General features: G+C 45.2%; 22 protein-coding genes. 7 read left to right on the forward strand and 15 right to left on the reverse strand.

Annotation, left to right across the window (positions count from 1 at the left end; genetic code table 11):
- Positions 1-113: 113 nt before the first annotated feature.
- Entirely contained in the window at positions 114-554 is a 441-nt protein-coding gene (locus tag NL646_RS11745) for a YcgN family cysteine cluster protein (protein WP_253664258.1), read from the forward strand.
- A 238-nt stretch (positions 555-792) separates the two neighbouring features.
- The gene (locus NL646_RS11750) at positions 793-2472 is read left to right on the forward strand and encodes a mechanosensitive ion channel family protein (protein WP_005479510.1); all 1680 of its coding nucleotides are present in this window, start codon (positions 793-795) and stop codon (positions 2470-2472) included.
- 70 nt (positions 2473-2542) lie between these two features.
- Here NL646_RS11750 and NL646_RS11755 read toward each other — a convergent pair whose 3' ends face one another.
- From NL646_RS11755 to gap, 10 genes are all read right to left on the reverse strand, one after another.
- Entirely contained in the window at positions 2543-2827 is a 285-nt protein-coding gene (locus tag NL646_RS11755; protein ID WP_020838681.1) for a putative quinol monooxygenase, read from the reverse strand.
- 45 nt (positions 2828-2872) lie between these two features.
- Positions 2873-3268: a VOC family protein gene (locus tag NL646_RS11760; protein WP_005460098.1), complete on the reverse strand. Its 396-nt coding sequence runs from the start codon at positions 3266-3268 to the stop codon at positions 2873-2875.
- A 152-nt stretch (positions 3269-3420) separates the two neighbouring features.
- A complete protein-coding gene (locus NL646_RS11765) occupies positions 3421-3720 on the reverse strand; it encodes a ribbon-helix-helix domain-containing protein (RefSeq protein ID WP_005460130.1) in 300 nt (99 codons plus the stop codon).
- Positions 3721-3856: 136 nt separating this feature from the next.
- Positions 3857-5434, reverse strand: a complete 1578-nt coding sequence (locus NL646_RS11770) for an alkaline phosphatase (RefSeq protein WP_005460094.1) — start codon at positions 5432-5434, stop codon at positions 3857-3859.
- A gap of 386 nt (positions 5435-5820) precedes the next feature.
- Complete coding sequence (locus NL646_RS11775; RefSeq protein ID WP_021484858.1) at positions 5821-6180, reverse strand: hypothetical protein; 360 nt, start codon at positions 6178-6180, stop codon at positions 5821-5823.
- A 242-nt stretch (positions 6181-6422) separates the two neighbouring features.
- Positions 6423-7370: a ChaN family lipoprotein gene (locus NL646_RS11780; protein WP_021484859.1), complete on the reverse strand. Its 948-nt coding sequence runs from the start codon at positions 7368-7370 to the stop codon at positions 6423-6425.
- Between the two features lie 84 nt (positions 7371-7454).
- Positions 7455-8294, reverse strand: coding sequence for a 23S rRNA (guanine(745)-N(1))-methyltransferase (gene rlmA, locus NL646_RS11785; protein WP_253664259.1), 840 nt, complete (start codon positions 8292-8294; stop codon positions 7455-7457).
- Positions 8295-8441: 147 nt separating this feature from the next.
- Complete coding sequence (locus NL646_RS11790) at positions 8442-10478, reverse strand: methyl-accepting chemotaxis protein (protein ID WP_020838684.1); 2037 nt, start codon at positions 10476-10478, stop codon at positions 8442-8444.
- 193 nt (positions 10479-10671) lie between these two features.
- Positions 10672-11556 (reverse strand): D-hexose-6-phosphate mutarotase, encoded by an 885-nt coding sequence (locus NL646_RS11795; RefSeq protein WP_005460080.1) that lies wholly within the window; start codon positions 11554-11556, stop codon positions 10672-10674.
- A 157-nt stretch (positions 11557-11713) separates the two neighbouring features.
- On the reverse strand, positions 11714-12709 hold the full coding sequence (gap, locus tag NL646_RS11800) for a type I glyceraldehyde-3-phosphate dehydrogenase (protein ID WP_005479552.1): 996 nt from the start codon (positions 12707-12709) through the stop codon (positions 11714-11716).
- A 303-nt stretch (positions 12710-13012) separates the two neighbouring features.
- On the opposite strand from gap, the gene msrB reads away from it, so the two are divergent.
- Positions 13013-13456 carry a peptide-methionine (R)-S-oxide reductase MsrB gene (gene msrB, locus NL646_RS11805; protein ID WP_011106032.1) on the forward strand — a complete coding sequence of 148 codons (444 nt, stop codon included), beginning with the start codon at positions 13013-13015 and terminating at the stop codon, positions 13454-13456.
- Positions 13457-13562: 106 nt separating this feature from the next.
- Here msrB and NL646_RS11810 read toward each other — a convergent pair whose 3' ends face one another.
- The gene (locus tag NL646_RS11810) at positions 13563-14384 is read right to left on the reverse strand and encodes a DUF2989 domain-containing protein (RefSeq protein ID WP_021484861.1); all 822 of its coding nucleotides are present in this window, start codon (positions 14382-14384) and stop codon (positions 13563-13565) included.
- Positions 14385-14485: 101 nt separating this feature from the next.
- Here NL646_RS11810 and NL646_RS11815 point away from each other — a divergent pair, with 101 nt between their 5' ends.
- Positions 14486-14770, forward strand: coding sequence for a YeaC family protein (locus NL646_RS11815; protein WP_017447818.1), 285 nt, complete (start codon positions 14486-14488; stop codon positions 14768-14770).
- A gap of 86 nt (positions 14771-14856) precedes the next feature.
- On the opposite strand, the gene ansA is transcribed toward NL646_RS11815, so the two are convergent.
- Positions 14857-15870, reverse strand: a complete 1014-nt coding sequence (gene ansA / locus NL646_RS11820) for an asparaginase (RefSeq protein WP_005479567.1) — start codon at positions 15868-15870, stop codon at positions 14857-14859.
- A 164-nt stretch (positions 15871-16034) separates the two neighbouring features.
- Positions 16035-17885 carry a signal peptide peptidase SppA gene (gene sppA, locus NL646_RS11825; protein ID WP_005494455.1) on the reverse strand — a complete coding sequence of 617 codons (1851 nt, stop codon included), beginning with the start codon at positions 17883-17885 and terminating at the stop codon, positions 16035-16037.
- Between the two features lie 225 nt (positions 17886-18110).
- On the opposite strand from sppA, the gene NL646_RS11830 reads away from it, so the two are divergent.
- The 3 genes from NL646_RS11830 (at position 18111) to NL646_RS11840 (ending at position 22921) form a co-directional block, all read left to right on the forward strand.
- Positions 18111-20123: an NADPH-dependent 2,4-dienoyl-CoA reductase gene (locus NL646_RS11830; RefSeq protein ID WP_180804088.1), complete on the forward strand. Its 2013-nt coding sequence runs from the start codon at positions 18111-18113 to the stop codon at positions 20121-20123.
- Between the two features lie 179 nt (positions 20124-20302).
- The gene (locus NL646_RS11835) at positions 20303-20851 is read left to right on the forward strand and encodes an NAD(P)H nitroreductase (protein ID WP_253664260.1); all 549 of its coding nucleotides are present in this window, start codon (positions 20303-20305) and stop codon (positions 20849-20851) included.
- A gap of 105 nt (positions 20852-20956) precedes the next feature.
- Positions 20957-22921: a DNA topoisomerase III gene (locus NL646_RS11840; RefSeq protein WP_253664261.1), complete on the forward strand. Its 1965-nt coding sequence runs from the start codon at positions 20957-20959 to the stop codon at positions 22919-22921.
- 50 nt (positions 22922-22971) lie between these two features.
- Here the strand turns inward: NL646_RS11840 and NL646_RS11845 are convergent, their stop codons facing one another.
- A complete protein-coding gene (locus tag NL646_RS11845; RefSeq protein WP_005461782.1) occupies positions 22972-23178 on the reverse strand; it encodes a hypothetical protein in 207 nt (68 codons plus the stop codon).
- 121 nt (positions 23179-23299) lie between these two features.
- Positions 23300-23989, reverse strand: a complete 690-nt coding sequence (locus NL646_RS11850) for an SDR family oxidoreductase (RefSeq protein WP_253664262.1) — start codon at positions 23987-23989, stop codon at positions 23300-23302.
- Positions 23990-24099 lie beyond the last annotated feature (110 nt).

Raw genomic sequence — 24099 nt, forward strand, 5'->3', positions numbered from 1 at the left:
GGTTGAATATCGTATTAGATACTTGATGCCGATTGGAGATCGTCTCAAAACTTGAACTTTTGCGGCGAGAAGAGTATAAATCGGCCCCTAATTCCCTTGGTGAGACCTGAAGTATGAGCACTCCATTTTGGCAAAGTAAATCGTTAGAACACATGAGCGAAGAGGAATGGGAATCTCTTTGTGATGGGTGTGGCAAGTGTTGTCTACACAAGCTAATGGATGAAGATACCGATGAAATCTACTACACCAATGTGGCGTGTAGCTGGCTGAACAGCAAAACATGTTCATGTAAGGACTACCCAAATCGCTTTACCTCTGGCGAAGAGTGCACCAAGCTGACACGCGAAGACATCGACGATTTCACTTGGTTACCGCACACGTGTGCTTACCGTCTGTTAGCCGAAAATCAGCCATTACCAGAATGGCACCCGTTGATTACGGGCTCGAAATCCGCAATGCACGCGGCGGGCGAAAGTGTCCGCAACAAAGTGGTGTACGAAATTGATGTGGTGGATTGGGAAGACTACATTTTGAATCACCCAAATCGCCCATAGCCAAATTGAAACAAGCCTTTTACCAACAGTGAAAGGCTTGTTTGCTTTTAGGGTCAATAAAAGACCGGATTCTCATAAGTGATGACAAAACGACGGTCATTGTTGAACTCTGACGCTTAATTAACTAAATGCTGCTCGGTTTGCAATTTAGTGATGTAAACTTAGGGCATATCATTTCAAGGCTTTACATTCCGATTCTTGATCGCTCCGATCGGGATTCGTTTCCTACGAGGTAAAAATGACGTTTCATTTCCCCCTGAAAAATCGCCAGACACCTTGGGTAGCGATATTCGCTTTATTCATCACGATGATGACCCCTATTTTTGTGCAAGCCACAGAAAGCACAGAGCCTCCTATTATCTCTGAAGCAGAAGCTTCTATAGATAGCTTGAACATCGACATTGTTGATTTATCGCAAAGCCTATCTCAAACGGCAGGTGACGAGCGTGATGCGCTTCAGCTACAACTTTTCCAAAAAAATGAAGAGTTGAGAAATCAATTAGCGTCCGCGATTGAGCGTGAGTCCATCCCTCGTGACAAGCTGATTAAGCTCGTCAAAACGCAGGAAAAGTATTCAAAAGACGCGACCGATTATCTGACGACCAAAACCAAAGAAGTCATTGAAGAGTTAAACAAAGCGAAAGACGAAGAAAAGCTCGCGCTTATTAACGACTACCGCGAGCTTCAACATTACTTGGATGTGAGCTTTGATTCGAGCTGGCAGAATTTGGCATGGCTCAAGCAATTAGGCGTTCAAAATGAGCGTGCGGAAGCGGAATTGCAAGACAAGCTAGATAAGCGCATGCGTTTGCTATCGGCATCGATGGCGTATCTGCGTCAACAAGCAGAAATCATCGGTACGCAGCTTTCATCCAGCCCTGAATCAGAAAAAGCGTCTTTGCAACTTAGCCAACTGATCGTGAAGCAGAGACTGAATATCGCAACGGAAAGTTTGCGTAACCTGATGTCGATCGGCGATAAAATGGGCATTGAGACGTCGGAGTACAAGCGTCAGATCTTTGAAATCACAGGCAGCATCACGCACGACTTGCTAGACACCAAAGTGGTGTGGTCCATCATCAGCCACTGGTCAAACTCCGCGGTGGATTGGTTTGCGGAAAACGCACCACAGCATATCTTCCAGCTATTCGTGTTCGCGCTGATCTTATTGATTGCTCGTGCACTGGCTAAACTCACGCGCAAAGTGGTGAGCAAAGCGGTGTCTTCTAAGAACTTGAAACTTTCCCACCTAATGCAGGACTTCTTTATCTCCATGTCCGGTAAAGTGGTGTGGGTGATTGGTATTATGGTTGGCCTGTCGCAGATTGGCTTGAACTTAGCGCCAATTCTGACTGGTTTCGGTATTGCCGGTGTGATCATTGGTTTCGCGTTGCAAGATACGTTGTCGAACTTCGCAGCGGGTATGATGCTTTTGATTTACCGTCCGTTTGATGTGGGTGATTTTGTCTACGCTGGTGGTGTGGATGGCAAGGTAAGTCACATGAGCTTAGTGAACACCACGATTCGCACCTTCGACAACCAGATCATCATTGTGCCGAACAGTAAGATTTGGGGAGATGTGATCAAGAACGTAACCCATGAGCGTATTCGCCGTGTGGATATGGTGTTTGGTATTGGCTACGCAGACGATTTATTGAAAGCGGAATCGGTACTAACGGATATCGTGACTTCACACCCTGCGGTACTTCGCGCGCCTGAGCCAATGATTAAAGTGCACACTTTGAATACTTCGTCGGTAGATTTCATCGTTCGCCCTTGGGTAAAAACGGATGACTACTGGGAGGTATATTGGGATGTAACGAAAGAAGTGAAGTTACGCTTTGATCGCGAAGGCATTTCGATTCCTTTCCCACAACAAGATGTGCATTTGCACATGGTGGAGAAAAAAGACGCGTAATCGCGTGTTATCCAAATACGAAAAGGCACTCGATAAAGAGTGCCTTTTTATTTGCGGTAAGTTTTGTGTCTTACAGTTCGTTAAAGAACGCTAACTTCGGTTCGCATTCAAGCAAGTTTTCAATCTGGTTGATCAAACGTGCAAAGTGCTCAGTTTTACCGTGAAATTCGAACGCTTCTTGGTCTTTAAATTGCTCTTGAAAAACGAAGTGGCTCGCGTTGTCTTTATCTTGGAACAACTGATAACGAACACAACCTTCTTCATTGCGAGTTGGCTCAAGCGCTTGGGTTAGCACTTCTTTCAGTTGTTGTTCTTTCCCCAGTTGTGCGTGAAAGGTAGCAGTCAAGTGAATCATAATTTTTACTCTTTTTTAATTATCGGTTTTAATTGTCGGTTTTAGTTATAGGTAGCGTCCCTGTCGTTGCAGGAACTCAATTTTGTAACCGTCAGGATCGGTGACAAAAAAGAAGGTCGCTAGGTGTTTTTGCTGGTGGTCAAACGCTTTGATGTCACCTGCTTCAATACCTAGAGATTTAATTCGTTTGTGAGCTTGTTCGATGTCGTCCACGCTAACGGCAAGGTGACCGTAACCAGAACCGTGAGTATAAGGTTCGCTTTGGTCGTGGTTGTGGGTAAGTTCTAATTCAAAGCCTGTTTCTTCATTTGCTAGATAGGTTAGGGAGAAACCATCAAAAACGTATTGGTCTTTGATCTCTAGCTCAAGTGCGTCGCGGTAAAATTGTAGGGAACGGTCCAGATCGCGTACTCGGATCATGGTGTGTATCATTTTTGTCATGAGTACTCCTTAATTGTCCGCATAGGTTAGCGAGTACAAAAGGAGTTTGGGTAGTACTAGAGTACGACAAATAAGAATAAGCTCAATAGCTTACGATTGAGGCGTAAAGCCTCATCGATGCCATTGAATATTTTGGTAAGAATAGTTAGGTGTTAGGCGTTAAGTTGAGCAAGAGCTTGATGGAGCGTGTTTTCCGGTTGGCGAGCATACGTGAGACATGCGCAACGCAGTAAGGATGCAAAGTTGTTCACTTCACCATTGTATTCCAGTGCTTCTTGATACACCGTGCTGATAAACTTTGGAACGGTCATGTCTTGCGCACTGGCAATTTCTTCAAGAATCGTCCAAAAACTCGACTCTAATTTTACGCTGGTGGCATGGCCGTCAATGCGGATGGAACGAGTGATAAACTGATAATTATCCTGTGGTTGTTTAGCAAATATTTCGCACATGGTATTCGTAGATATGATTTAAGACGTGCAAATATTGAGTATTGTTGCTTAAAACGTCAACTGTTTTTGCGGATAAAAAAACGCTCTCGTGAGAGAGCGTTGGAACATCACAAGACGTGAAGTAAGTGCAAGATGATTATTTGATTTGTTGCTTTAGGAACTCACCAAGCTCGGAGTGGTGCATGATTTTTGAAACTGGAAGAATGGTTTCTGCAGGCCCCCAAGCGAATACGTTCACTGGTGTATGAGTGTGCGTGCCTGTTCCCCATACCGTGTTTTGTTTGGTCGCTTGTTCGCGAGCGAGCAAGTTACCGCGGTCGTTGTATGGGAAGAAGGCATCAAAGTCGTTAATTGTTGGTACCGTTTCTACTTCTAGGTACGAGTGGCCAGCAACTCGGTATGGGTTTGGTTTGCTTGCTAGTACATGAGCGGCTTGCTCAGGTGTGATAGAAAAATCGCTGTTGGCATTCACCACTTCAGCTAGCTTTTCTGGTGTTTGTTGTGCTTTATCTAGCGCTTCAAACTCGCTGATCATGCCGTAGTAGCTTTTCTTCTGGTTGTATAAACCATCTAGGATTTCAAACTTACCGAAGTTGAAGTTTGGCGCGTAATCGCGTTTTTCAAAGGCTTCACCTTTGCGTTTTTCTGGTTTAGGTAGATTTGCTGATGAGTAGCTAAAGCCAAAAGAACCTGTTTCGTGGTCTGCGGTAACAATGATAAGTGTGTCGTCACGACCTTTCGCCCACTCGTAAACAGAGTTCACCGCTTCGTCGAATTTAATCAACTCATGTAGCATGGTACCAGCATCGTTACTGTGGCCAGCCCAGTCGATTTGACCACCTTCAACCATCAAGAAGAAGCCGTCTTTGTCTTTAGAAAGAACATCAAGCGCTTTGACCGTCATCTCTTTCAACGATGGTTGTGTGCGTTTTGGATCGTTTTTGCTGTTACTGTAAGCAATACCATCATCCATACCTGAGTAAGCGAATAGGCCAAGTAGTTTGTCGCCTTTTGCTTGTGCCAACATGTCTCGGCTGAAAGCTAGGCTGTAGCCTTGGTCTTGCGCTTCGGTAAGCAGATTGCGTTCGTCTTTACGCTTAGATTTTAGGTAAACACTGCCTTGCGTAAGTTTTTCTAGCGCTTGGTAAGTTTCACCTTTGTCGTTAGTCGATTTTGGAATCCAGTGACGAAGACCACCAGATAACAACACGTCGACACCGCTTTCTAGCATATCGGAAGCGATGTTGTTTTCTAGCGAGCGATGAGGCTGATGCGCAGCAAACGCGGCTGGTGTTGCGTGCGTCATGCGCGTATCTGAAACAAGACCCGTTGCTTTGCCTTTGCTTTTGGCTTTTTCCAAAATGGTCTCAACGTGATTGCCTTGGCTGTCAATACCAATCACTTCTGATGCGGTTGGGATACCTGTTGCGAGCATTGTTGCCGAACATGCAGAGTCGACAACGATCGCATCTTCTGGGTTCGTTAAAGATGAGCCAATCACACCTTCTTGCGCTAACTTGTAGAGCGCGGTGGTTTGGCCTTTGTAAATCGAGTTTGGTGCGTGGTTCGCGTAGGTTTCTAGCAAGCCGACTTGCTGAGGACCCATACCATCACCAATCATCAGAATAACGTTTTTGATTTCAGCGGATAGCGCATTGAATGAAAGTGTAGATGCAGCCACTGCAGTAATAATCGGAGAAACTAAACGCTTCATTATATTTTCCTTGTTTATTGAAAGCGCAGAAATTAAAGCAGCGGTTTATGACGCTTTTGTGGCGGTAATAAAAGATTCACGGCATTGTCATTTTGGGTTGCTAGCCAACTCGGTCGCAGATGTTGGGGTATAAAAAAGCCCACAGAAGTGGGCTTGGATTACGCTTAGGAGTTGAAAGCATGGACTAAAGTCATCCATTTAGCGCCTTCATAAGAAACTTGATTGAGGGAGCAATAAACGAGTGAATGCAGTAAGAACCATGCCTTATAGATGAAAGATTCATCCATGTTGTATGATGGCTTGTTCTTAAGCGAAAGGAATTATGGTCTGCTTTTCAGTACGGATTCAAACACGGTTTGTTATCGTGTCGAGTAGGAATTTTGCGGCTAGACGAGAGCTAAAATGATACCACCAACAGTGAGCGCCGCGGAAAGATACTGCCCTGCAGAATATGAGCCGTCTTCCTCTTCTTCAATCTTGTCGGGATGATCCATGCCAAGTGCACCGTGAGTGAAAGATTCTACTTTTTCACCCATTGTTTTGTTTTCTGCTTCTACCTTTTTACTCTCATGGTCAATTTGCTGCAACGCCGCTAGCAGTGCCTTACCTTCCGTAGAAAGCGTCACTTTGTTTTGCTCAACTTTGAGTGGCGCGGCAACCGTATCAACTTGATTGTCTTGATTTTGTGCCACTACTGCCGGTTGCTTAGCATAAGAGTTTACTAGGTTGCTTCCTACTGGATTCATCGAATACTCCTTGGAACATCGACACTCTTTCACTGAGTGCGGGTAAAAAGCAGTTATCTCTATATCGACGGCATAGGGTATTTCTTGAATCAATTTGTACCAATTTGACGCAGATATTCTGAATCAAAAGTTGGAACTCATGATAGGAGAAAACGGGCCTGTTTTTGCCGCCAAGATTGTTTCTTAAATAGCAAAGCAAAAAACAGACCGTATAACTAGATTAAAATGTAGGATAGGCCGCGTTATTTACATTGAAGATCGTCATTACGTGTAGATAGGTGCTTATACGCGGCCATTCGGTTCACATCTTGAACGAAGCGAACCGGCGGTTCGAGTACTTCTAACTGATAATCGGGGCTGTTTGTACTGATTTCAGGCGTTGGATTAACCACCACCACTTTAAGCTCAGGGTTGCGTTGTAAAATGGATGCTGCGGTACCTAAACCTGCTTCTGTATGAAATTTCCCCGCGACATGAACAACTTGAGCATTTGGGTTTTGATTGAGGTATTTCACAATCGACTCCGCCATGGTTTCGTCCCACGTTACTTGTGCGGCGTATTGCTTTTCAGTTTGCTCTGGCTTGCCATGATGCATGGATGCCATGAACTTTTCTTTATAAGGACTGTTCGCGGTATTGACGTTTTCAGCCACAAAGCTGCGTTCTTCATCATCTAATTTATTCAGGTAATCAACACCTTGACGACCAATGCATCGGACGATGTATTTGGGTGCATTTGCGGCGATAACAGGTAAGTTGGTTTGCTTGGCGAACTCAACGAGTGGGCGGTAATCGCTTTCATAGTTTGGCCACGCATTGCTTTGTGACATGAAGTATTGTTCACCGATTTCGCCTTTTAGATAAGCGTCTAGCACCGATTGCTTGTCACGCGTGACTTGCTCCATAGATAAGGCAATACGGCGTTCGCCAGAAGAAAGCTGCCTCAGTAGATCGGTTTGGAAGCGATGAATACCAGCATGAGTGTGCCACTCTCCAACCAAGATCACGTCAGCGTTTTTTAACTCATCTGGCAGGTTCTGCAAAGCAAGGGCGTTGCCAGAAGGAGAATGCAGTTGGTAATCGTAAAAGGTGGTGACGTCTGTTGAAGAAAGGGCTGATGTGGTTGGCGTGGTAGAAACACACCCTGAAAGTACGCTTGCAAATGCAAGGCCTAAAATAGAAAAGCGCATTGAAAAGCCTCCAAAAAAGTCCAAGTGATATTAATGGAGGCTGAGCAATGAATCAATATAAATGAGAATGATTTTCGTTATTCCCTATTGATTCTCTTGTTGAACTGGCTTCTTTCGGTAAACGCGTAGCATGAAGTCGGCCTCACACTGGAAAAGTGTAGCGGACTTTAGCTCTTCACGAAGTTCATCCGTCACCTTCCAAGCAAATGGAGTCATTTGTAACAAATCAAATGCAACACCATTTTCTAAGTCCATGGTGTAGTTCAGCTTTTGTTGGTGCTCTAGCTCAAAGCCTTCAATGTTCTCTGGTTCTTCATTGTGTAAGCGAACTTCTTGATAGATGCGTTCGCGGAACTGGTAAAGGTGACGACCTGCGGGCGTTACCGTGATCACCACGCCGTTGTCTTTGATGACGCGTTGCAACTCTTCTGCTTTGCATGGCGCGTAAATACGCAAAATCGCATCCATTGATTGGTCTGCAAACGGCAAGCGGTGGCTAGACGCTACACTAAATTGGCAGTTTGGGTAGCGCTTAGAAGCGTAACGAATGGCCACTTTAGAAATATCCAAACCAAAAACAGTGGCTTGTGGATCTTGTTCGAAGAGAGATTGCTGCACTTGATCGGTGTAATAACCTTCACCACAACCGATATCCAGTAATTGGTGTGTCGTACCTTCTGTGTATTTCGCACATAGTCGAGCCACTTCTTGACGCATTGGATCGTAGTGGTTTCCTTCGAGAAAACGGCGGCGAGCTTGCATCATTTCTTTGTTGTCACCTGGATCTTTCGAACGTTTGTGGTGCGCAGGCATCAGATTCACATAACCTTCTTTTGCTAGGTCGAACTGATGATTGTTTTCACACTTAAACGTCTTTTCAGTCAGCGAAAGTGGTTGGTGACATAGAGGGCATTGATAATTCATGACGATCTCGAACAGAAAGTAGGGCGGCAAATTCTATCAAAAAGCGTGGCTTTAAGTGAAACAAAAAGAGCCGAGATCTTCGGCTCTTTAGGTTCTTGAGTGCCTCTTACACGTTTTGAACAATGATAAGAGGAGAAGGGCAAGGGATTAATGGAAGAAGTCCACTTGCTCTTTTAAATTTCTCGCTTGTTGCTGTAACTCGATCGCACTTTGTGATGTTTTCGCGCTGGTGTTACGGCTCTCTCGGTTTAGCTCACTGATTGAATGCGCGTTGGCTGCAATTTCTTGTGAAACTTGAGCTTGTTCTTCCGAGGTCGCGGCAATGGCATCAGCTTGAGAGGCGATAGATTGTACCTGAACGGCAATCGCTTCGAGTGCGGTGCCTGCGTCTTGCGCTTTATCTAGCACCTGATTCGCACTGCGTTGGCTGTCAGTCATCATGGTTACGGCATTTTGTGTTGAGCCTTTTAGCTTCTCGATAATCCCAACTACGTCTTGCACTGAGCTTTGCGTACGGTGCGCTAATGTGCGAACTTCATCCGCGACCACAGCAAACCCACGGCCTTGCTCACCGGCACGTGCCGCTTCAATTGCTGCGTTGAGAGCGAGTAGGTTGGTCTGCTCGGCAATTTCGTCGATCATTCTTGTGACGGTTTGGATACTTTCACTGTCACGGTTGACTTGTTCGATGGCTTCGGCTGATTGATCCAATTGATCATTCAACTGCGCCACGTCGACACATACGCCTTCAACAATCGTCAAACCAGATTGGCTATCTAAGTTCGCAGAGCGGACATTTTCAGCAATGCTTTCTACTTGCTGAGCCACCGATTGAGCGGAAGAGGCCATCTCTTCGATCGCTGTTACGACTTGCTCAACTTCTTCTTGCTGACGATCCGCTTGGGTTAAGTTGCTATGAGCATCGCTTGCTACACTGGTCGAGTTACTTTCGACTAAATCGCTGGTAGAACGAATCTGGCCAACTAGCTCATTCAGTTGATTTGCCATGCTTGCAACGCCGTTATTCAAATTCACAATCTCATTTTTAGAACGTTTACGAGACGACGGAATTTGTAAGCTGACTTCACCATTAGCTAGGCGCGTCATGTAAGAGTTCAACACCGTTAGAGGCTGTAAGCTGCGGTTTAAGAACAGAGTGAGCACAACAAAAGTGATGCTCGCTGCTACCGAAGATATGATGGCTATCAGTTTAAGTAGCGTGTCGCTGCCTTTGGTCACTTCTTTGATGAATGTACCGCCCAGTAGTTTCCAGTTCCAGCCGGGTACTTCGGTGAACACTAAGTATTTTTCACCGACGGTTGAGCCGTATTGGAATGGGTAGCGGATCAGACCACTCTTTTGTTCGAAAATCTTATGGAAAGGCTTGTTACCATCGTAATCACGAACTTCTACGATTGAAGGATCGGTAGCGCTCTTAGTTGGGTGGAGTAAGTACTTACCAAGATTGTTTTTGTCGTTATCGACAATGATGGTGTAGCCTGTGTCGCCCCACTTAATCTCTTCTAGTGCATCAAACAGAGTCTGTGTGGCTTGGTCTACTGGCAAACCGATAAATGACAAGCCAGATACGTTACCGTTAGCGTCTTTAATTGGCGCGTAATAGGTAATGTAGCGTTCGCCATATAGTTTGATTTGCGCGTAGTAAGGTTTTCCGCTCTTTAAGAGTTGGTAACCAGGATGGTTGCGTCCAAGAGTCGTGCCTACTGCACGCTTACCTTGCGGGTCTTTTAATGATGTTGAAACGCGAATGAAGTCATCACCAAGTGGTGCAAATAACGTTGCGATTGCTCCGGTATCACGTGTGAAGCTGTCGACCAGCTTTGTGTCGTTAATCAAACTTTCGCTGTATTGCGTGATATTTGGTACTTCATGGCCCATGAAGTCTACCGTGTAGTTTTCTACATAAACGCCTGCAAGGTAACCATTGCGAAAAGTTGATTCGAGTACTTGAGCAGTATGAAGGTAAGCATCGAACTGACCGGCAATGGTTTTTGCCATCGACTCGACTTTGGATTGATGTTCTCTCAACGTACTTTCTAGCAGCACGCCAGATGCGTTTCGATAAACGAGCGCAGCAATGCTGGAAAAGGCAATTACTAGGCACAAAGTGATGACTAACTTTAGTTGAAAGCCAACACTTTGATTTCTGTACTTTTCTAACATGGAATGTCTTCCTGATATATTTATAACTTATGAGTTTTGTATCGGCATGCTATCGGTTTATATGAATAATTTTTTTGATATCTATTAATTAAATTGTCAAAAAACTCAGATAACCAATGGGTTAGTTAGAAAGTGACCGAGGAAGAACGGAAATGATTTCAAAAAAAAGGCCGGATGAGCCGGCCTAGGAAGATTATTGTGCAGCAATCACTGTCACGAGCTCGTAGCTCTCGCCCGGCTCAAGAGTCTTACCTTCTTCAATACTTGGCGCATGAAGGGCAGATTCCACACACAGCATGGTTTCATAGCCATTGTCAGCCATGTCTCCCATCCCTTGCGCACCTTCCGCCCACGGGTTCCATAGTACTGCGGAGTTGTGGCCGCGGTTCGCTACGCTCAACGTGCGGTTAAGAACAGGGTCTTTCACTAAAATTTGAGCTTCTGGTTGCGTGTATACGCGATCGATGGTGTCAGTCAGTTGAAGAACCTCACCACCCTGACACACTTCGCTATTTTTCAAGCTGTCGATGTACTCATTGCCCATACCTGTTGTTTGCGCTTGTTTGATATCGCCCACGTTTAGGTAAGTATGTAATGCGCCTGAGAACGTCCAAGCTTCATCATCGATATTAAGAACTTTCAGCGTTACTTTGAGTTCGTCACCCACTTCGACAAGAAGACGCGCATCAAACATGTGTGGCCAAATTTGATGTGTTTCTTCGGTTGGGAACAGTGCCAACTCGACGATGACACCATTTTCATTTTCGCGGTGCTCAACTAATTCCCATTCGGATGTACGCGCAAAGCCATGAGCTGGTGCAGCAATACGGCCAAACCAAGGCCAACAAACAGGAATGCCACCACGTAATGCTGCTTTGCCATCAAAAATGGCTTTTTCGCTCATCCAGATCAAGTCTTCTTGACCTTGTGGTGCGTACGAGACTACATGACCGCCGTGTAAAGCAATACCTGCTGTCGCTTTGTCATGAATAATACGAACGATCTTTACGTTATCGATTTCGACAACAGTTACGTTGTCTGAAAGAACAGTTAGAGGAGGAAGAGTTTTTAAATCCATGTGCTTGTTTCCTACACTGGGGAAGAGGTAGATTTCGGCGCACTTCTCAGTATTTATGAAAGTGCGTCTGAGATTTTTCTCAAATTCCAGATACAAAAAAGGCGACTATCAAGCCGCCTCTTTTTCAACTCAGTTAAGAGCTAATCACGATTTCTAATTACTTAGAGATGTGTGCGATTAGGTCTAGAACTTTGTTTGAGTAACCGATTTCGTTGTCGTACCAAGATACAACTTTAACGAAGTTATCAGTTAGAGCGATACCAGCTTTAGCATCGAATACTGAAGTTTGAACTTCACCGATGAAGTCTTGAGAAACAACTTGGTCTTCAGTGTAGCCTAGAACGCCTTTTAGTTCGCCTTCAGAAGCTTCTTTCATTGCTGCACAGATAGCTTCGTAAGATGCGCCTTCTTTTAGGTTAACTGTTAGGTCAACTACAGAAACGTTAGCTGTTGGTACGCGGAAAGCCATACCAGTTAGTTTGCCGTTTAGTTCTGGAAGAACAACGCCTACAGCTTTAGCAGCACCAGTTGAAGATGGGATGATGTTTTGAGAAGCACCACGACCACCGCGCCAGTCTTTAGCAGAAGGACCGTCTACAGTTTTTTGAGTTGCTGTAGTAGCGTGAACTGTAGTCATAAGACCAGATTCGATACCGAACTTGTCGTTAAGAACTTTAGCGATAGGCGCTAGACAGTTAGTAGTACAAGAAGCGTTAGAAACGATGTCTTGACCAGCGTAAGTAGCGTGGTTAACGCCCATTACGAACATTGGAGTAGCGTCTTTTGAAGGACCAGTTAGAACAACTTTCTTCGCACCAGCTTCGATGTGCTTACGTGCAGTCTCGTCAGTTAGGAAAAGACCAGTTGCTTCTGCTACAACGTCAACACCGATTTCGTCCCATTTAAGGTCAGCTGGGTTGCGCTCTGCAGTAACACGTACAGTTTTACCGTTAACGATTAGGTTACCGCCTTCAACTTCAACAGTACCGTTGAAACGGCCGTGAGTTGAGTCGTACTTAAGCATGTATGCCATGTATTCTACGTCGATAAGGTCGTTAATACCTACAACTTCGATGTCTGCGCGCTCTTGCGCTGCACGGAATACGAAACGACCGATACGGCCAAAACCGTTAATACCTACTTTGATAGTCATTATAGTTGCTCCACAACTTAATTTCTGATTAAAGATAACTGGTAGTAAAATTACAGAATCCAGTAAACATCTGCAACAGATAATCGGACTTAACTTGTTTAAAGTCAAAAAAAAGCGACGCTTTTTTTAACAATTCTTCGCAAATGTTCGTTTTTTAAACTTTTACTGAATCTTCTGTAGTCCAGTTGGCGTAATATAACTTGCGAGATAAGTACTCGTATCAAATTCATTACACATGGTGTCCTGGTGAGAAAGTATGTGCTACAACTGTTACGAGAAGCAAGTTTTTTGCTAAAAAAGTCAATGCCCAAAATAGTAAAGAAGGAACCGAAATTCGTGGAACAAAGCGGAAAAAAAGTAACGAAGTCTGATGAACAGTGGCGTGAGCAGTTATCTGACGAAGAGTTCCGTGTCTGTCGAGAGCAAGGTACAGAGCCGCCGTTCAGTGGTAAGTTACTGCATAATAAAGAGACGGGCGTTTACGCTTGTACGTGCTGTAATGCTCCTCTATTTATCTCGGATAACAAGTACGACTCTGGTTGTGGATGGCCGAGTTTTGATGCACCTCTTAATAATGAAGCAATACGCTATTTGGAAGATCTAAGTCACGGAATGGTTCGTACGGAGATTCGTTGTGCGAGCTGTGATAGCCATTTGGGTCACGTTTTTGAAGACGGTCCGAAGACCACTGGCGAGCGTTATTGTGTAAATTCGGTGTCGTTAATTTTCAACAAATCTGACGAATAATGACATTTTTGCTGTTAAGAGTGTTTTATCCTTTCATCGTACCGTTAGACCACTCATAATCACCAGCAATAGGAAAAAAACTCCCGGCTAAGCGGGAGTTTTTTGTTTACATGTCTTTAGGGACCATATCGGGCGAGTAACTGCCTTTGCGTATTGCCTTTGCAATCGTATCGGCCAACTCATCTAACTTTTCGTGTTGGTTCGGATCCTCGAAGTGGTACATACGCTGCAACTGCTTTTCATCCGCTAAAGGCACATCAAATCGTTTGGCAACCATCGCCCATAAGTAAGCCTGCTTTTTCTCGCCTAAACCTTGGTTAATGCTTGCCAGTGATTTAAGTATCACAGGGTTTAGGTTGTCTTTGTTTGACAGAGCCAAAGCATTATTGAGCAAGACTAGCGTTTTTTTTGCGTCTCTATTGGTATAGAAAGTGGCTAAGGCATACTGCATTTCTGCAGTATTTAACTGGGGTGTGCCTTCCATTTGTAAAAATTGGCGACGTGCTTGTGTATCGCCCGTTTGTGACCAAAGAAAATAGAGCGTCTCTGGTTGTTGAGAACCTTTCAGTTCTTCGACGATACGCTTGAGTTCATCTATGCTATGTACCAAGGCATTAAAGCGTTGTCTTTTTAGCTCACTTTGATCGATAGGGGTGATCTGAGACGCGAGCTCCAAACATTTGCGATAATCAGCAACGATGCTGTATTCGGTAATTTGGTTTGCTTCTGATGGTTTTTTCAGTAGCTCAAAACGGTGCCAAATTAACTTGGTTCTAGGAATTCGACATTGGCCGTCATCCATATTGAGGTTTTCACAACGGAGCTCTGGCGTTTTTTGACACAACTCTTCTGTTGTAACGTTGCCTTCAAAACAGCCCGTCAAAGTAAGGGTAGTGAGGCTGGCGAGTAACCAGTATGTTTTTTTCATGGTTTTGCTTGTGATCCGTTACACCAATTCATTTTCGTGTTCTTGACTCAGTTTCTTAACCCGTTATGTTCTGTAAATAGAATGTAATAAGAAGGTACATTATGGACGCAGAACAACTATTAAAAGCGATAACTCCAGAAGTTTATGATCGTTTGGTTTATGCAGTAGAAACGGGAAGATGGCCTGAGGGTACAACACTTTCTAAAGAGCAGCGAGATTCGTGTATGCAAGCTGTGATGTTGTATCAATCAAAACACAATACCGAGGCGCAACATATGACGGTTGCGGCTGGTGGTGAAATCAGTTTTAAGTCTAAACAGGAACTGAAAAAACAGTTCAATACCGATGAAAGTGACATTGTTCGTGTAAACCCGAATCTCGATTGATTCTGTCACTTCATGCCAAAGTAAAAAGCCCAATCAATATTGGGCTTTTTTAATATCTAAGCATTGTTAGAGATTCGAAGAAGCGCTTACAGGCTCATTTCACCACGCAGTACTTCCTGCATTTTCTCTTTTACTTCTTCGTAAGACAGGTTTTGGCTCAATAAGAAGTGCAGTTTTGCGAGCGCCGCTTCTGGCGTCATATCGTAACCGCTAATTACGCCTGCATCTGCCAACGCACAGCCTGTCGCATAACCGCCCATGTTGACTTTACCAGCCAAACATTGAGTCAGGTTGACCACAATAACACCACGCTCAGAGGCTTCTTTAAGATGGCCTAGTAGTTCTGGGTTTTGCGGAGCGTTACCCACACCAAAGGTTAGCAAAATCATCGCATTCACTGGCTGAAGCAAGGTATTGCGGATAACTTCATGCGAAATACCCGGATACATTGTGATCACACCGATTGGTTGAGGAGTAATGTTGTGAACTTTGAATTCACCTTCAGGTTGCGCGTTCACCTTGATGCTGTTGCTAATCTGAATGTTGATGCCCGCTTCCAACAGTGGCGGCAAGTTTGGTGACGTAAATGCATTAAAGCCGTCAGCATGAGATTTTGTGCTGCGGTTGCCACGCATCAACTGATTGTTGAAGAATAAGGTGACTTCGTTGATTGGGTAGTTTGCTGCGATGTGCAGAGCATTTAGTAAGTTTGCTTGACCATCAGAGCGCAGTTCAGCCAAAGGAATTTGAGAACCAGTAACGATAACTGGCTTACCCAGGTTTTCTAGCATGAAAGACAAAGCCGACGCGGTGTAAGCCATCGTGTCAGTTCCGTGCAGAATAACGAAACCATCGTACTTGTCGTAGTTGTCACGAATGTCATCAGCGATTTGTTGCCAGTCTGCTGGTGTCATATCTGATGAGTCGATAAGAGGATCATATTCGTGGATAGTGTATTCCGGCATCTCTGGACGGTGAAATTCCGGCATGCTGGCAAGCTGTTTTTCCATAAAGCCAGCGATAGGAACGTAACCGTGATCCGATTTTAGCATACCGATGGTGCCACCGGTGTAAGCGATGTAGATGTGTTTTCTAGTCATCGTTTTTTCTTTCATGTAGGGGAACAGAGGCGGGATTATATACCTAAATAACCTTGAGATGCGAGGCTCGGCGCACAGCATATGAAAGTCATCTGAGGAGATGTTGAGCTCAATAAAAAAGGGCATCTCACGTAGAGATGCCCTTTGTGTTTCTTACTGAAAATCTACTGTACTTGGCAGTTCAAACAGAAAGCGTATTGTCCTTTCGGATCGTTAAAGCTTTGAAGCAGACTTGCATCTTGTTCGAACTGTTGAGCCACAGGTTGAAGGCTCTTTGGCAGAAGGCTTGTTGCATCAACACCAAGGGATACTTTCACCTGATTCATGAACTCTTGAAGGAATAGTTCTGTTGGTGACAATGGCTCTTCAACCCAGTAAATACCGTAATCTGTCACGTTCGCCAGCTTCGCTGCTAACTCAACGGCATCATCGAAGTCACCCATTTGGTCAACAAGACCGAACGATAAGGCATCTTGACCTGTCCAAACTCGGCCTTGCGCGACTTTGTCTACCTCTTCTACCGTCATATCTCGGTTTGAACCAACCAAAGAGATAAAGCGTTTGTAGCCATGCTCAATGCCTAGTTGGAACGCTTGAGACGCGCCTTCAGACAAGCCAGTCGTAATGCCGTCGCCAGAAAACGGTGAGGTGCCAACGCCGTCGGTGTTGATACCAAGTTTGCTGAAGCCTTTTTCGAACGTCGTAATAACGCTGAAGATACCAATAGAACCTGTCAGTGTTGTTGGTTGTGCGACGATTTTATCTGCGCTCATTGAAATCCAGTAACCGCCAGAGGCCGCTAAGCTCGACATCGAAACTACAACAGGTTTGCCTGCTTTTTTTAGCGCTTCCACTTCGTTGCGAATCACTTCTGACGCAAACGCACTGCCACCAGGGCTGTCTACGCGAAGCACGACCGCTTTTACCTTCTCATCGTTACGCGCTTGACGCAGTAGACTTGCAACCGTGTCACCGCCTACTGTTCCACGAGGTTGTTGACCATCCATGATGGCGCCACTTGCAACAACAACGGCAATATCATGGTTCGCGAGTGTGTAGTCAGGGCGAATCGTTGCTAGGTAGTCGTAATAACTGATGGCGTTATAGCTGTCTTTACCGTCGCTACCAAATTCTTTGGCGAATAGGGTACGAATATCTTGGCGTGTCGCCAATTCATCAACTAACCCCATTTTGACGGCCAATTGCGCCAAATCACCATCCACAGATTTCATCTCGGTAAGCAGTTCTTCCATCGTTGGGTTTAGCACTTTGGCGTTGATGTTGCGGTTAGTCGTCACGTCATCGACAAACGCGCTCCACAACTGAGTGACCCAGCGCGTGGCAGACTCTTTTGCCGCATCCGACATGTCGTCACGAATAAACGGCTCGATAGCCGATTTGTAAGTACCGACTCGGAAAACGTGAGTGGATACGTCTAACTTCTCTAGCAGAGTTTTGTAGTACATAGAGTAAGCGCTGTAGCCCTTAATCAGTACGCCACCATCAGGCGCCATGTACACTTTATCGGCGTAGCTTGCTAGGTAATATTGGCTCTGATTGTAAAAGTCACCCACCGCGTAAACTGGCTTACCTGATGCCTTAAACTCGTTTAACGCTTTAGCAATGTAACGAAGTTTCGTTAAGTTCGTTTCTGGGAGATCGCGCAGTGCCAATACCAAGCCAGAGACTTTGGCATCGTCTTTTGCGTAGCGAATGGTGTCCACGATATCGAACAAAACGTTCTCTTTTGGCATCTCGTTACCTAAAAGAGAACCTGCAACTGAGTCCATTGGATTGACATAACGACGCTGTTCCACGATGGGACCAGAAAGGTTCATAACCAAAGCAGATTCTTTCTCGATAACAGGTCGTCCTTCGCCAGTGTAGGTAAACGCAAAGTAAAACACGGCAATCATCAAAAGGAAGATCAGGTTTGCCAACGCGAGTCTGATAAAGGTGATGCTTTTCCATATCCCCTTAAATATCAAACCAATAAATTTGAAGAGTTTTTTCATCTTGTCTCCATAACGAGATAGTCTTTCCCTAATCTTACAAAGTATGGGTTCTTATCTCTAAGATCTCAAAAGATAACATTTTTTTAGCTTATCACGCTCACTCAACAATTGGCATATTTTCGCGCGAGATTGATCGGTGTTACAAAAATGTAAACGCTTGTTTGATTTTTTGGTTTTCCGGACGTAGTCTGGTCAGACCATGATAATAAAAATGGATGTTTAGTGATGTCTGCCATGTACCCTAATTTATTAAAACCACTGGACCTAGGTTTTACACAATTACGAAATCGAGTCCTGATGGGATCAATGCACACAGGCCTAGAAGAGCACAAGGAAGGATTGCAAAAGCTCGCCGCGTTTTATGAAGAGCGCGCGAAAGGTGGCGTCGGGCTTATCGTGACCGGCGGTTTTTCACCGAATTTACGCGGTCGTCTGCACCCTTTAAGTGCGGAGTTTAGTAAGCCAAAACACGCAAAGGCGCACCGAGTAGTCACCGATGCGGTGCACAAGCATGGTGGCAAAATTGCGCTACAGATTTTACATGCTGGGCGTTACGCGATGCACCCGTTTGCGCAGAGCGCCTCTGGCATTAAAGCGCCGATCGCGAGGTTTGCGCCGAGTGAAATGAGCGAGCGTCAGATCAAAAAGACCATCGATGCATTTGCCAACAGCGCTGAACTCGCTCAACTTGCCGGTTATGACGGCGTGGAATTAATGGGCTCAGAAGGTTATTTGATCAATCAGTTCCTTTGTAAGCGCACCAATATGCGATATGACGATTGGGGCGGCAGTTACAAAAAACGCATGCGCTTCCCGTTGGAGATAGTGAAAGCTGTACGTAAAGCGGTGGGTGAGAAGTTCATCATCATTTTCCGTCTTTCGATGCTGGACCTCGTCGAGCAGGGCAGCACGTTCGAAGATGTGATTGAATTAGCCAAAGGATTGGAAGACGCGGGCGTCACCATTATCAACACTGGTATTGGTTGGCATGAAGCACGTATTCCGACCATTGCAACGCAAGTACCTCGCGGTGCATTTACATGGGTAACCGAGAAGGTGAAACCGCACGTTTCTGTGCCAATCGTCACCTGTAATCGAATTAACACTCCTGATGAAGCAGAGCGAATCCTTGCTTCTGGTCAGGCGGATATGGTGTCAATGGCTCGCCCGTTCTTGGCGGATCCATACTTTGTCGCGAAGGCAGAACAAGAGAAAGCGCAGTTTATTAATACGTGTATCGGCTGCAACCAAGCGTGTCTGGACAACGTATTTAAAGGTAAGCGCGCTAGTTGTCTCGTCAATCCACTTGCCTGTTACGAAACAGAAATTGTGGTTGAACCAACGTTCAAGAAGAAAAATATTGCCGTTGTAGGCGCAGGCCCTGCTGGTTTAGCTTGTGCGACGACTTTAGCTGAACGTGGTCATAAAGTTGATCTGTTTGAAAAGAACGACCGAATTGGTGGGCAATTCCGCTTAGCGATGCAAATCCCGGGTAAAGAGGAATTCAGAGAAACGATTCGATACTTTGCTAACCGAATTGATGAAACGGGTGTAAATCTGCATTTGTCTACGGAAGCGAACTACGACTTGCTGACAGAGTACGATGAGGTTGTGATGGCTTCTGGTGTTGAACCTCGTAAGGTCAATATCGAAGGTATTGATAATGCAGGAAAAGTGGTGGATTACCAAACGCTGATTCGTGACAAAACGCCTGTCGGTGAAAAAGTCGCCATTGTTGGTGCTGGTGGTATTGGTGTTGATGTTGCGACAATGATTACCGAGCCAGCTGGGCAAACGTTGGATGATTGGCTGCATGAATGGGGCATTGATAAAGAAATGTCGCAACCAGGTGGACTGTACCCATACCCAGACGCGGTGAGTGACAAAGAAGTGTGGGTGCTTCAACGTCGCAAAGGTCGTGTTGGTAAAGGACCGGGTAAAACGACAGGGTGGATCCATAAACGCACATTAGAAAAACGCGGAGTGCATCTGCTTGGTGGTGTGTCTTATGACAAAATTGATGACAACGGTTTACACATTCATGTAGATGGTAAGGCGCAACTTTTAGAGGCTGATAAAGTCGTTATTTGTGCGGGACAGGAATCAGTACGTCCGTTTGAAGACAAGTGGTCTGAACTTGGTGAAAAACTGCATATCATCGGTGGCGCTGATCATGCCGGTGAGTTGGATGCAGTACGCGCAATTCGCCAAGGCGTAAAACTTGCTGTGAAGCTATAACATCAAGCTTTATATGACTCAAAAGCTGCGTGTGATGCGCAGCTTTTTTGTTTCTGTTGCTCTCGGTTTGTGTGAATCATCACGATAATCCCTAAAAAACAGATTGTTATTAGAGTGAGAGGATTATGCTAAAGTGAGCAGCAAAGAAAATAACAGTTAGATTCAATAAGGACTCGCTCATGGAAGCTCTCGATCTTTTGCTTAACCGTCGCTCTATCGCCAAATTATCTGTGCCAGCACCAGAGGGCAAAGCGTTGGAGAATATTATTCGTGCAGGTCTTCGTGCTCCTGACCATGCGGGCTTAACCCCTTGGCGTTTTGTGATTGCTCAAGGTGATGGTTTGAAGAAGCTATCAGATATTTTGGTGAAAGCCGCGATTGCAGACCATAGTGATGAAGCCGTGATCGAAAAAGTGAAAAATGCGCCGTTTCGTGCCCCAATGGTCATTACCGTGATCGCGAAAGTAACCGAGCATGAAAAAGTCCCTGCATTGGAACAATATCTTTCTGCAGGCTGCGCTGTTCAAGCAATGCAGATGGCGGCGGTTGCGCAAGGTTTTCAAGGTTTTTGGCGTTCGGGTAAATGGATGTTCCACCCTGAGGTACATCAAGCATTTGGCCTAGAAGGTGAAGATGAAATTGTTGGATTTCTATACCTTGGCACACCAGGTTGTACTCCAATGAAAGTGCCAGAGCGCGATTTGTCTAAGTTTGTTGAATTTCAATAAATACATATCTAGATAACGCTTACTGTTCATTTATACAGTTTTTCCTTGATTTCTTAGGGCTACATTCGATAATGTGGCCCTAATTATTTTGATTTCCAATTCCTTATGTCTCGTCTGTTTATTGCTGAAAAACCCAGTCTAGGCCGTGCTATTGCGGCTGCTTTACCTAATCCCCAAAAGAAAGACCAAGGCTTTATCCGTTGTGGAAATGGTGATGTGGTGACGTGGTGTATTGGTCATTTGCTAGAGCAAGTTGAGCCAGACGCTTACGATGAACGCTACAAAAAATGGAACATGGCCGATCTGCCGATTGTTCCTCAGCAATGGCAACTTAGACCGAGAAAAAGTGCCAGTAAGCAGTTAACCGTGATTCGTAAATTGCTCAAAGAAGCAACCGAAGTGATTCATGCGGGAGACCCAGACCGTGAAGGGCAGTTGTTAGTTGATGAGGTTCTCGACTACTGCAAGCTTTCCAAAACTAAGAAAGAAGCGACACAGCGTTTGCTGATTTCTGACTTGAACTTACCTGCAGTGAAGCGCGCACTAAGCTCAATGCGCAGCAATCGTGATTTTATTCCTCTGTCTGTTTCTGCTCTTGCGCGCTCGCGAGCGGATTGGTTGTACGGAATGAATATGTCTCGCGCTTATACCTTGCTGGGACAAAAGGCTGGCTACCAAGGTGTGCTCTCGGTTGGGCGTGTGCAAACTCCGGTTCTAGGGCTTGTCGTCCGTCGAGATGAAGAAATTGAAAACTTTGTTCCGAAAGATTACTTCACGCTGCACGCATTGATCCCGTATCAAGACCAAAATGGGGCGTTTGATATTCGCGCACGCTGGAAACCCAGTGAGGCTTGCAAACCATGGCAGGATGAAGAAGGGCGAGTATTAAATCGCAAGTTAGTCGAAAACGTCGCTAATCGGATCGCGAACCAGCCAGCGATACTGAAGGAATCAGAGCAGAAGCAAACCAAGCAATCTGCACCATTGCCATATTCATTATCTGCTTTGCAGATTGATGCAGCAAAGCGTTATGGCATGAGTGCGCAGCAAGTGCTAGATACTTGTCAGGCACTATACGAAAAGCACAAACTGATCACTTATCCGCGTTCTGATTGTCGCTACTTGCCGTTGGAGCATTATTCTCAAGCTGGAACGGTTACATCCGCTATTGCAAACAACGCCAAAGAACTGCAAAGCGCAGTGAAGGGTGCCGATTTATCGATTAAGTCGAAAGCGTGGAATGACAAAAAAGTCGATGCTCACCACGCCATCATTCCAACGCCTAAGCAAGCCAACGTTAATGCACTGTCTGGCAACGAAATGAAAGTGTATCAGCTCATTGCGCGCCAATATTTAATGCAGTTTTATCCTGCGGCTGTCTATGCCGAAGCGAAATTGGTATTCGACATCGCTGGTGGCATTTTCATCGCTAAAGGCCGTCAACTTGTTTCGCCGGGGTGGAAAGCACTGATGGGAAAAACGGATAAAGAAGACGAAGGTATTGATGCGGTGCCACCGTTAAGTGAAGGCACGGTGTTAACATGTCGTGAAGGTGATATTAAAGACCGAAAAACTGAGCCACCAAAACACTTTACTGAAGCCACTCTGCTGCAAGCGATGACGGGAATTGCTCGTTATGTTGCCGATAAAGAGTTGAAAAAAATTCTGCGCGACACAGATGGATTAGGTACGGAAGCGACTCGTGCGGGTATTTTGGATACGCTCTTTAAGCGTCAGTTATTGACAAGGCAAGGTAAATCCATACTCAGCTCGCAAGCTGGACGAGGGTTAATCAACGCATTACCACAAGATGCGACGTATCCTGACATGACCGCTCATTGGGAGCACCAACTTCAGGGGATGGCAGAAAGAAATCAAGCTTATCAACCTTTCATGCAGGCACTTGAACAGCGTATTGATGGGTTGATGAGCCAAGTAAAATCAGGGCCAATACCGGATTCTCTGCGCCACTTACCTAAAGTCGAACGTCCGGCGTTCAAGCGTAAAAAGCGAAGCTACCCAAAGAGTGGGGCATCGAAAACGGGAGCCTCAAAGCGAAAGAGCTCTTAAACAAAAGCGGCGCATGATAGCGCCGCTTTTGCTTGTTGTTTGTGGTGGTGTTACTCAAACAGATCGCCGTGATTTTGAATGGCACCTCTTACATCATCTTGCGTAAGAACTCGTTTGCCCGAGACTTGTTTGACTTGCTTACCTAAATCGACCAACGCATCGCGATTCGCTTGTGTCTGACGTTTCCCTGCGCTTCTTAAGCAGTAGTTGAGTTCGTGATCTTCACTAAAATTCACCAGATCTCTATCCGCAGCCATGCTCACTCTCCTTATTTGTTTGATAGCCTTACTAAGTCTGGAAAGGAAACGCAGAAATTCAAGGTTGTCAGAGAAGTAGAAAGCATAAAGCTAACCTATCTCTCATCTTTTTATAAAATACTTACCAAGGAAGCGAAGTTCCGTCGTAATTGATGAATTGACCAGAGTGTTCAACGGTGCTTTGGTCAATAACTTGTGCCAGCCCTTGAGCTGATGTCTCTGCATCTATAAGTGCATTTGGCCCACCCATTGTGGTGCGTACCCAACCAGGGTGCAAAGCAAGGACAGTAAAACCGTCAGGCGTTAAGTCATTGCTTAAGCTTTTGGCTACGGAATTGAGTGCCGCCTTTGACGAGCGATAAATATAGCCGCCACCCGATGTATTCTCCGTCATACTCCCGACTTTTGAAGAGATGCAGGCGATTTTTTTCAACTGTCCTTGTTGCAGTTGTGGATAGAGCGTTTCGACCAGTTTAAGTGGCGCTATCGTATTAATCTCAAGTACTTTACGCCATTCATCCACATCGGTGTTTCCAAACCCATAACCTTTAGGGCCGTAGTAACCAGCGTTGTTAATCAAAAGGTCGATAGGTGGCAGGCTCTGAGCAAGTAACGCGATTTTTACGTAATCAGTAACATCCAGTTCATACAAGATCAAAGAGGAGTAACGTGAGCTCAAAGCTTGTAGCTCGTCACTGTCTGTGACGTTACGGCTAGTGGCGTGGACGTTCCACCCGCGTTCAAGATAAAGCTCTGTCAGACTCAAACCAATACCACGATTTGCGCCTGTGATAAAAACACTATGGGCCATTTTTAACTCTCTGGTAAGACTCGTTATCGAACTATTGTGTTAGCTGAGTGCGACAAAATCAACTAACCACCATGCACTAAACAACAGGGATATAAATACAGGGATAGCAC

It is taken from the genome of Vibrio sp. Y20_XG_PY13 (genome assembly GCF_024181925.1).
GTDB lineage: Bacteria > Pseudomonadota > Gammaproteobacteria > Enterobacterales > Vibrionaceae > Vibrio > Vibrio parahaemolyticus.

Coding starts and splice junctions, on each gene's coding strand:
- NL646_RS11745 (WP_253664258.1), top strand. CDS start 114: ATGAGCACTCCATTTTGGCAAAGTAAATCGTTAGAACACATGAGCGAA.
- NL646_RS11750 (WP_005479510.1), top strand. CDS start 793: ATGACGTTTCATTTCCCCCTGAAAAATCGCCAGACACCTTGGGTAGCG.
- NL646_RS11755 (WP_020838681.1), bottom strand. CDS start 2,827: ATGATTCACTTGACTGCTACCTTTCACGCACAACTGGGGAAAGAACAA.
- NL646_RS11760 (WP_005460098.1), bottom strand. CDS start 3,268: ATGACAAAAATGATACACACCATGATCCGAGTACGCGATCTGGACCGT.
- NL646_RS11765 (WP_005460130.1), bottom strand. CDS start 3,720: ATGTGCGAAATATTTGCTAAACAACCACAGGATAATTATCAGTTTATC.
- NL646_RS11770 (WP_005460094.1), bottom strand. CDS start 5,434: ATGAAGCGTTTAGTTTCTCCGATTATTACTGCAGTGGCTGCATCTACA.
- NL646_RS11775 (WP_021484858.1), bottom strand. CDS start 6,180: ATGAATCCAGTAGGAAGCAACCTAGTAAACTCTTATGCTAAGCAACCG.
- NL646_RS11780 (WP_021484859.1), bottom strand. CDS start 7,370: ATGCGCTTTTCTATTTTAGGCCTTGCATTTGCAAGCGTACTTTCAGGG.
- rlmA (WP_253664259.1), bottom strand. CDS start 8,294: ATGAATTATCAATGCCCTCTATGTCACCAACCACTTTCGCTGACTGAA.
- NL646_RS11790 (WP_020838684.1), bottom strand. CDS start 10,478: ATGTTAGAAAAGTACAGAAATCAAAGTGTTGGCTTTCAACTAAAGTTA.
- NL646_RS11795 (WP_005460080.1), bottom strand. CDS start 11,556: ATGGATTTAAAAACTCTTCCTCCTCTAACTGTTCTTTCAGACAACGTA.
- gap (WP_005479552.1), bottom strand. CDS start 12,709: ATGACTATCAAAGTAGGTATTAACGGTTTTGGCCGTATCGGTCGTTTC.
- msrB (WP_011106032.1), top strand. CDS start 13,013: ATGCCCAAAATAGTAAAGAAGGAACCGAAATTCGTGGAACAAAGCGGA.
- NL646_RS11810 (WP_021484861.1), bottom strand. CDS start 14,384: ATGAAAAAAACATACTGGTTACTCGCCAGCCTCACTACCCTTACTTTG.
- NL646_RS11815 (WP_017447818.1), top strand. CDS start 14,486: ATGGACGCAGAACAACTATTAAAAGCGATAACTCCAGAAGTTTATGAT.
- ansA (WP_005479567.1), bottom strand. CDS start 15,870: ATGACTAGAAAACACATCTACATCGCTTACACCGGTGGCACCATCGGT.
- sppA (WP_005494455.1), bottom strand. CDS start 17,885: ATGAAAAAACTCTTCAAATTTATTGGTTTGATATTTAAGGGGATATGG.
- NL646_RS11830 (WP_180804088.1), top strand. CDS start 18,111: ATGTCTGCCATGTACCCTAATTTATTAAAACCACTGGACCTAGGTTTT.
- NL646_RS11835 (WP_253664260.1), top strand. CDS start 20,303: ATGGAAGCTCTCGATCTTTTGCTTAACCGTCGCTCTATCGCCAAATTA.
- NL646_RS11840 (WP_253664261.1), top strand. CDS start 20,957: ATGTCTCGTCTGTTTATTGCTGAAAAACCCAGTCTAGGCCGTGCTATT.
- NL646_RS11845 (WP_005461782.1), bottom strand. CDS start 23,178: ATGGCTGCGGATAGAGATCTGGTGAATTTTAGTGAAGATCACGAACTC.
- NL646_RS11850 (WP_253664262.1), bottom strand. CDS start 23,989: ATGGCCCATAGTGTTTTTATCACAGGCGCAAATCGTGGTATTGGTTTG.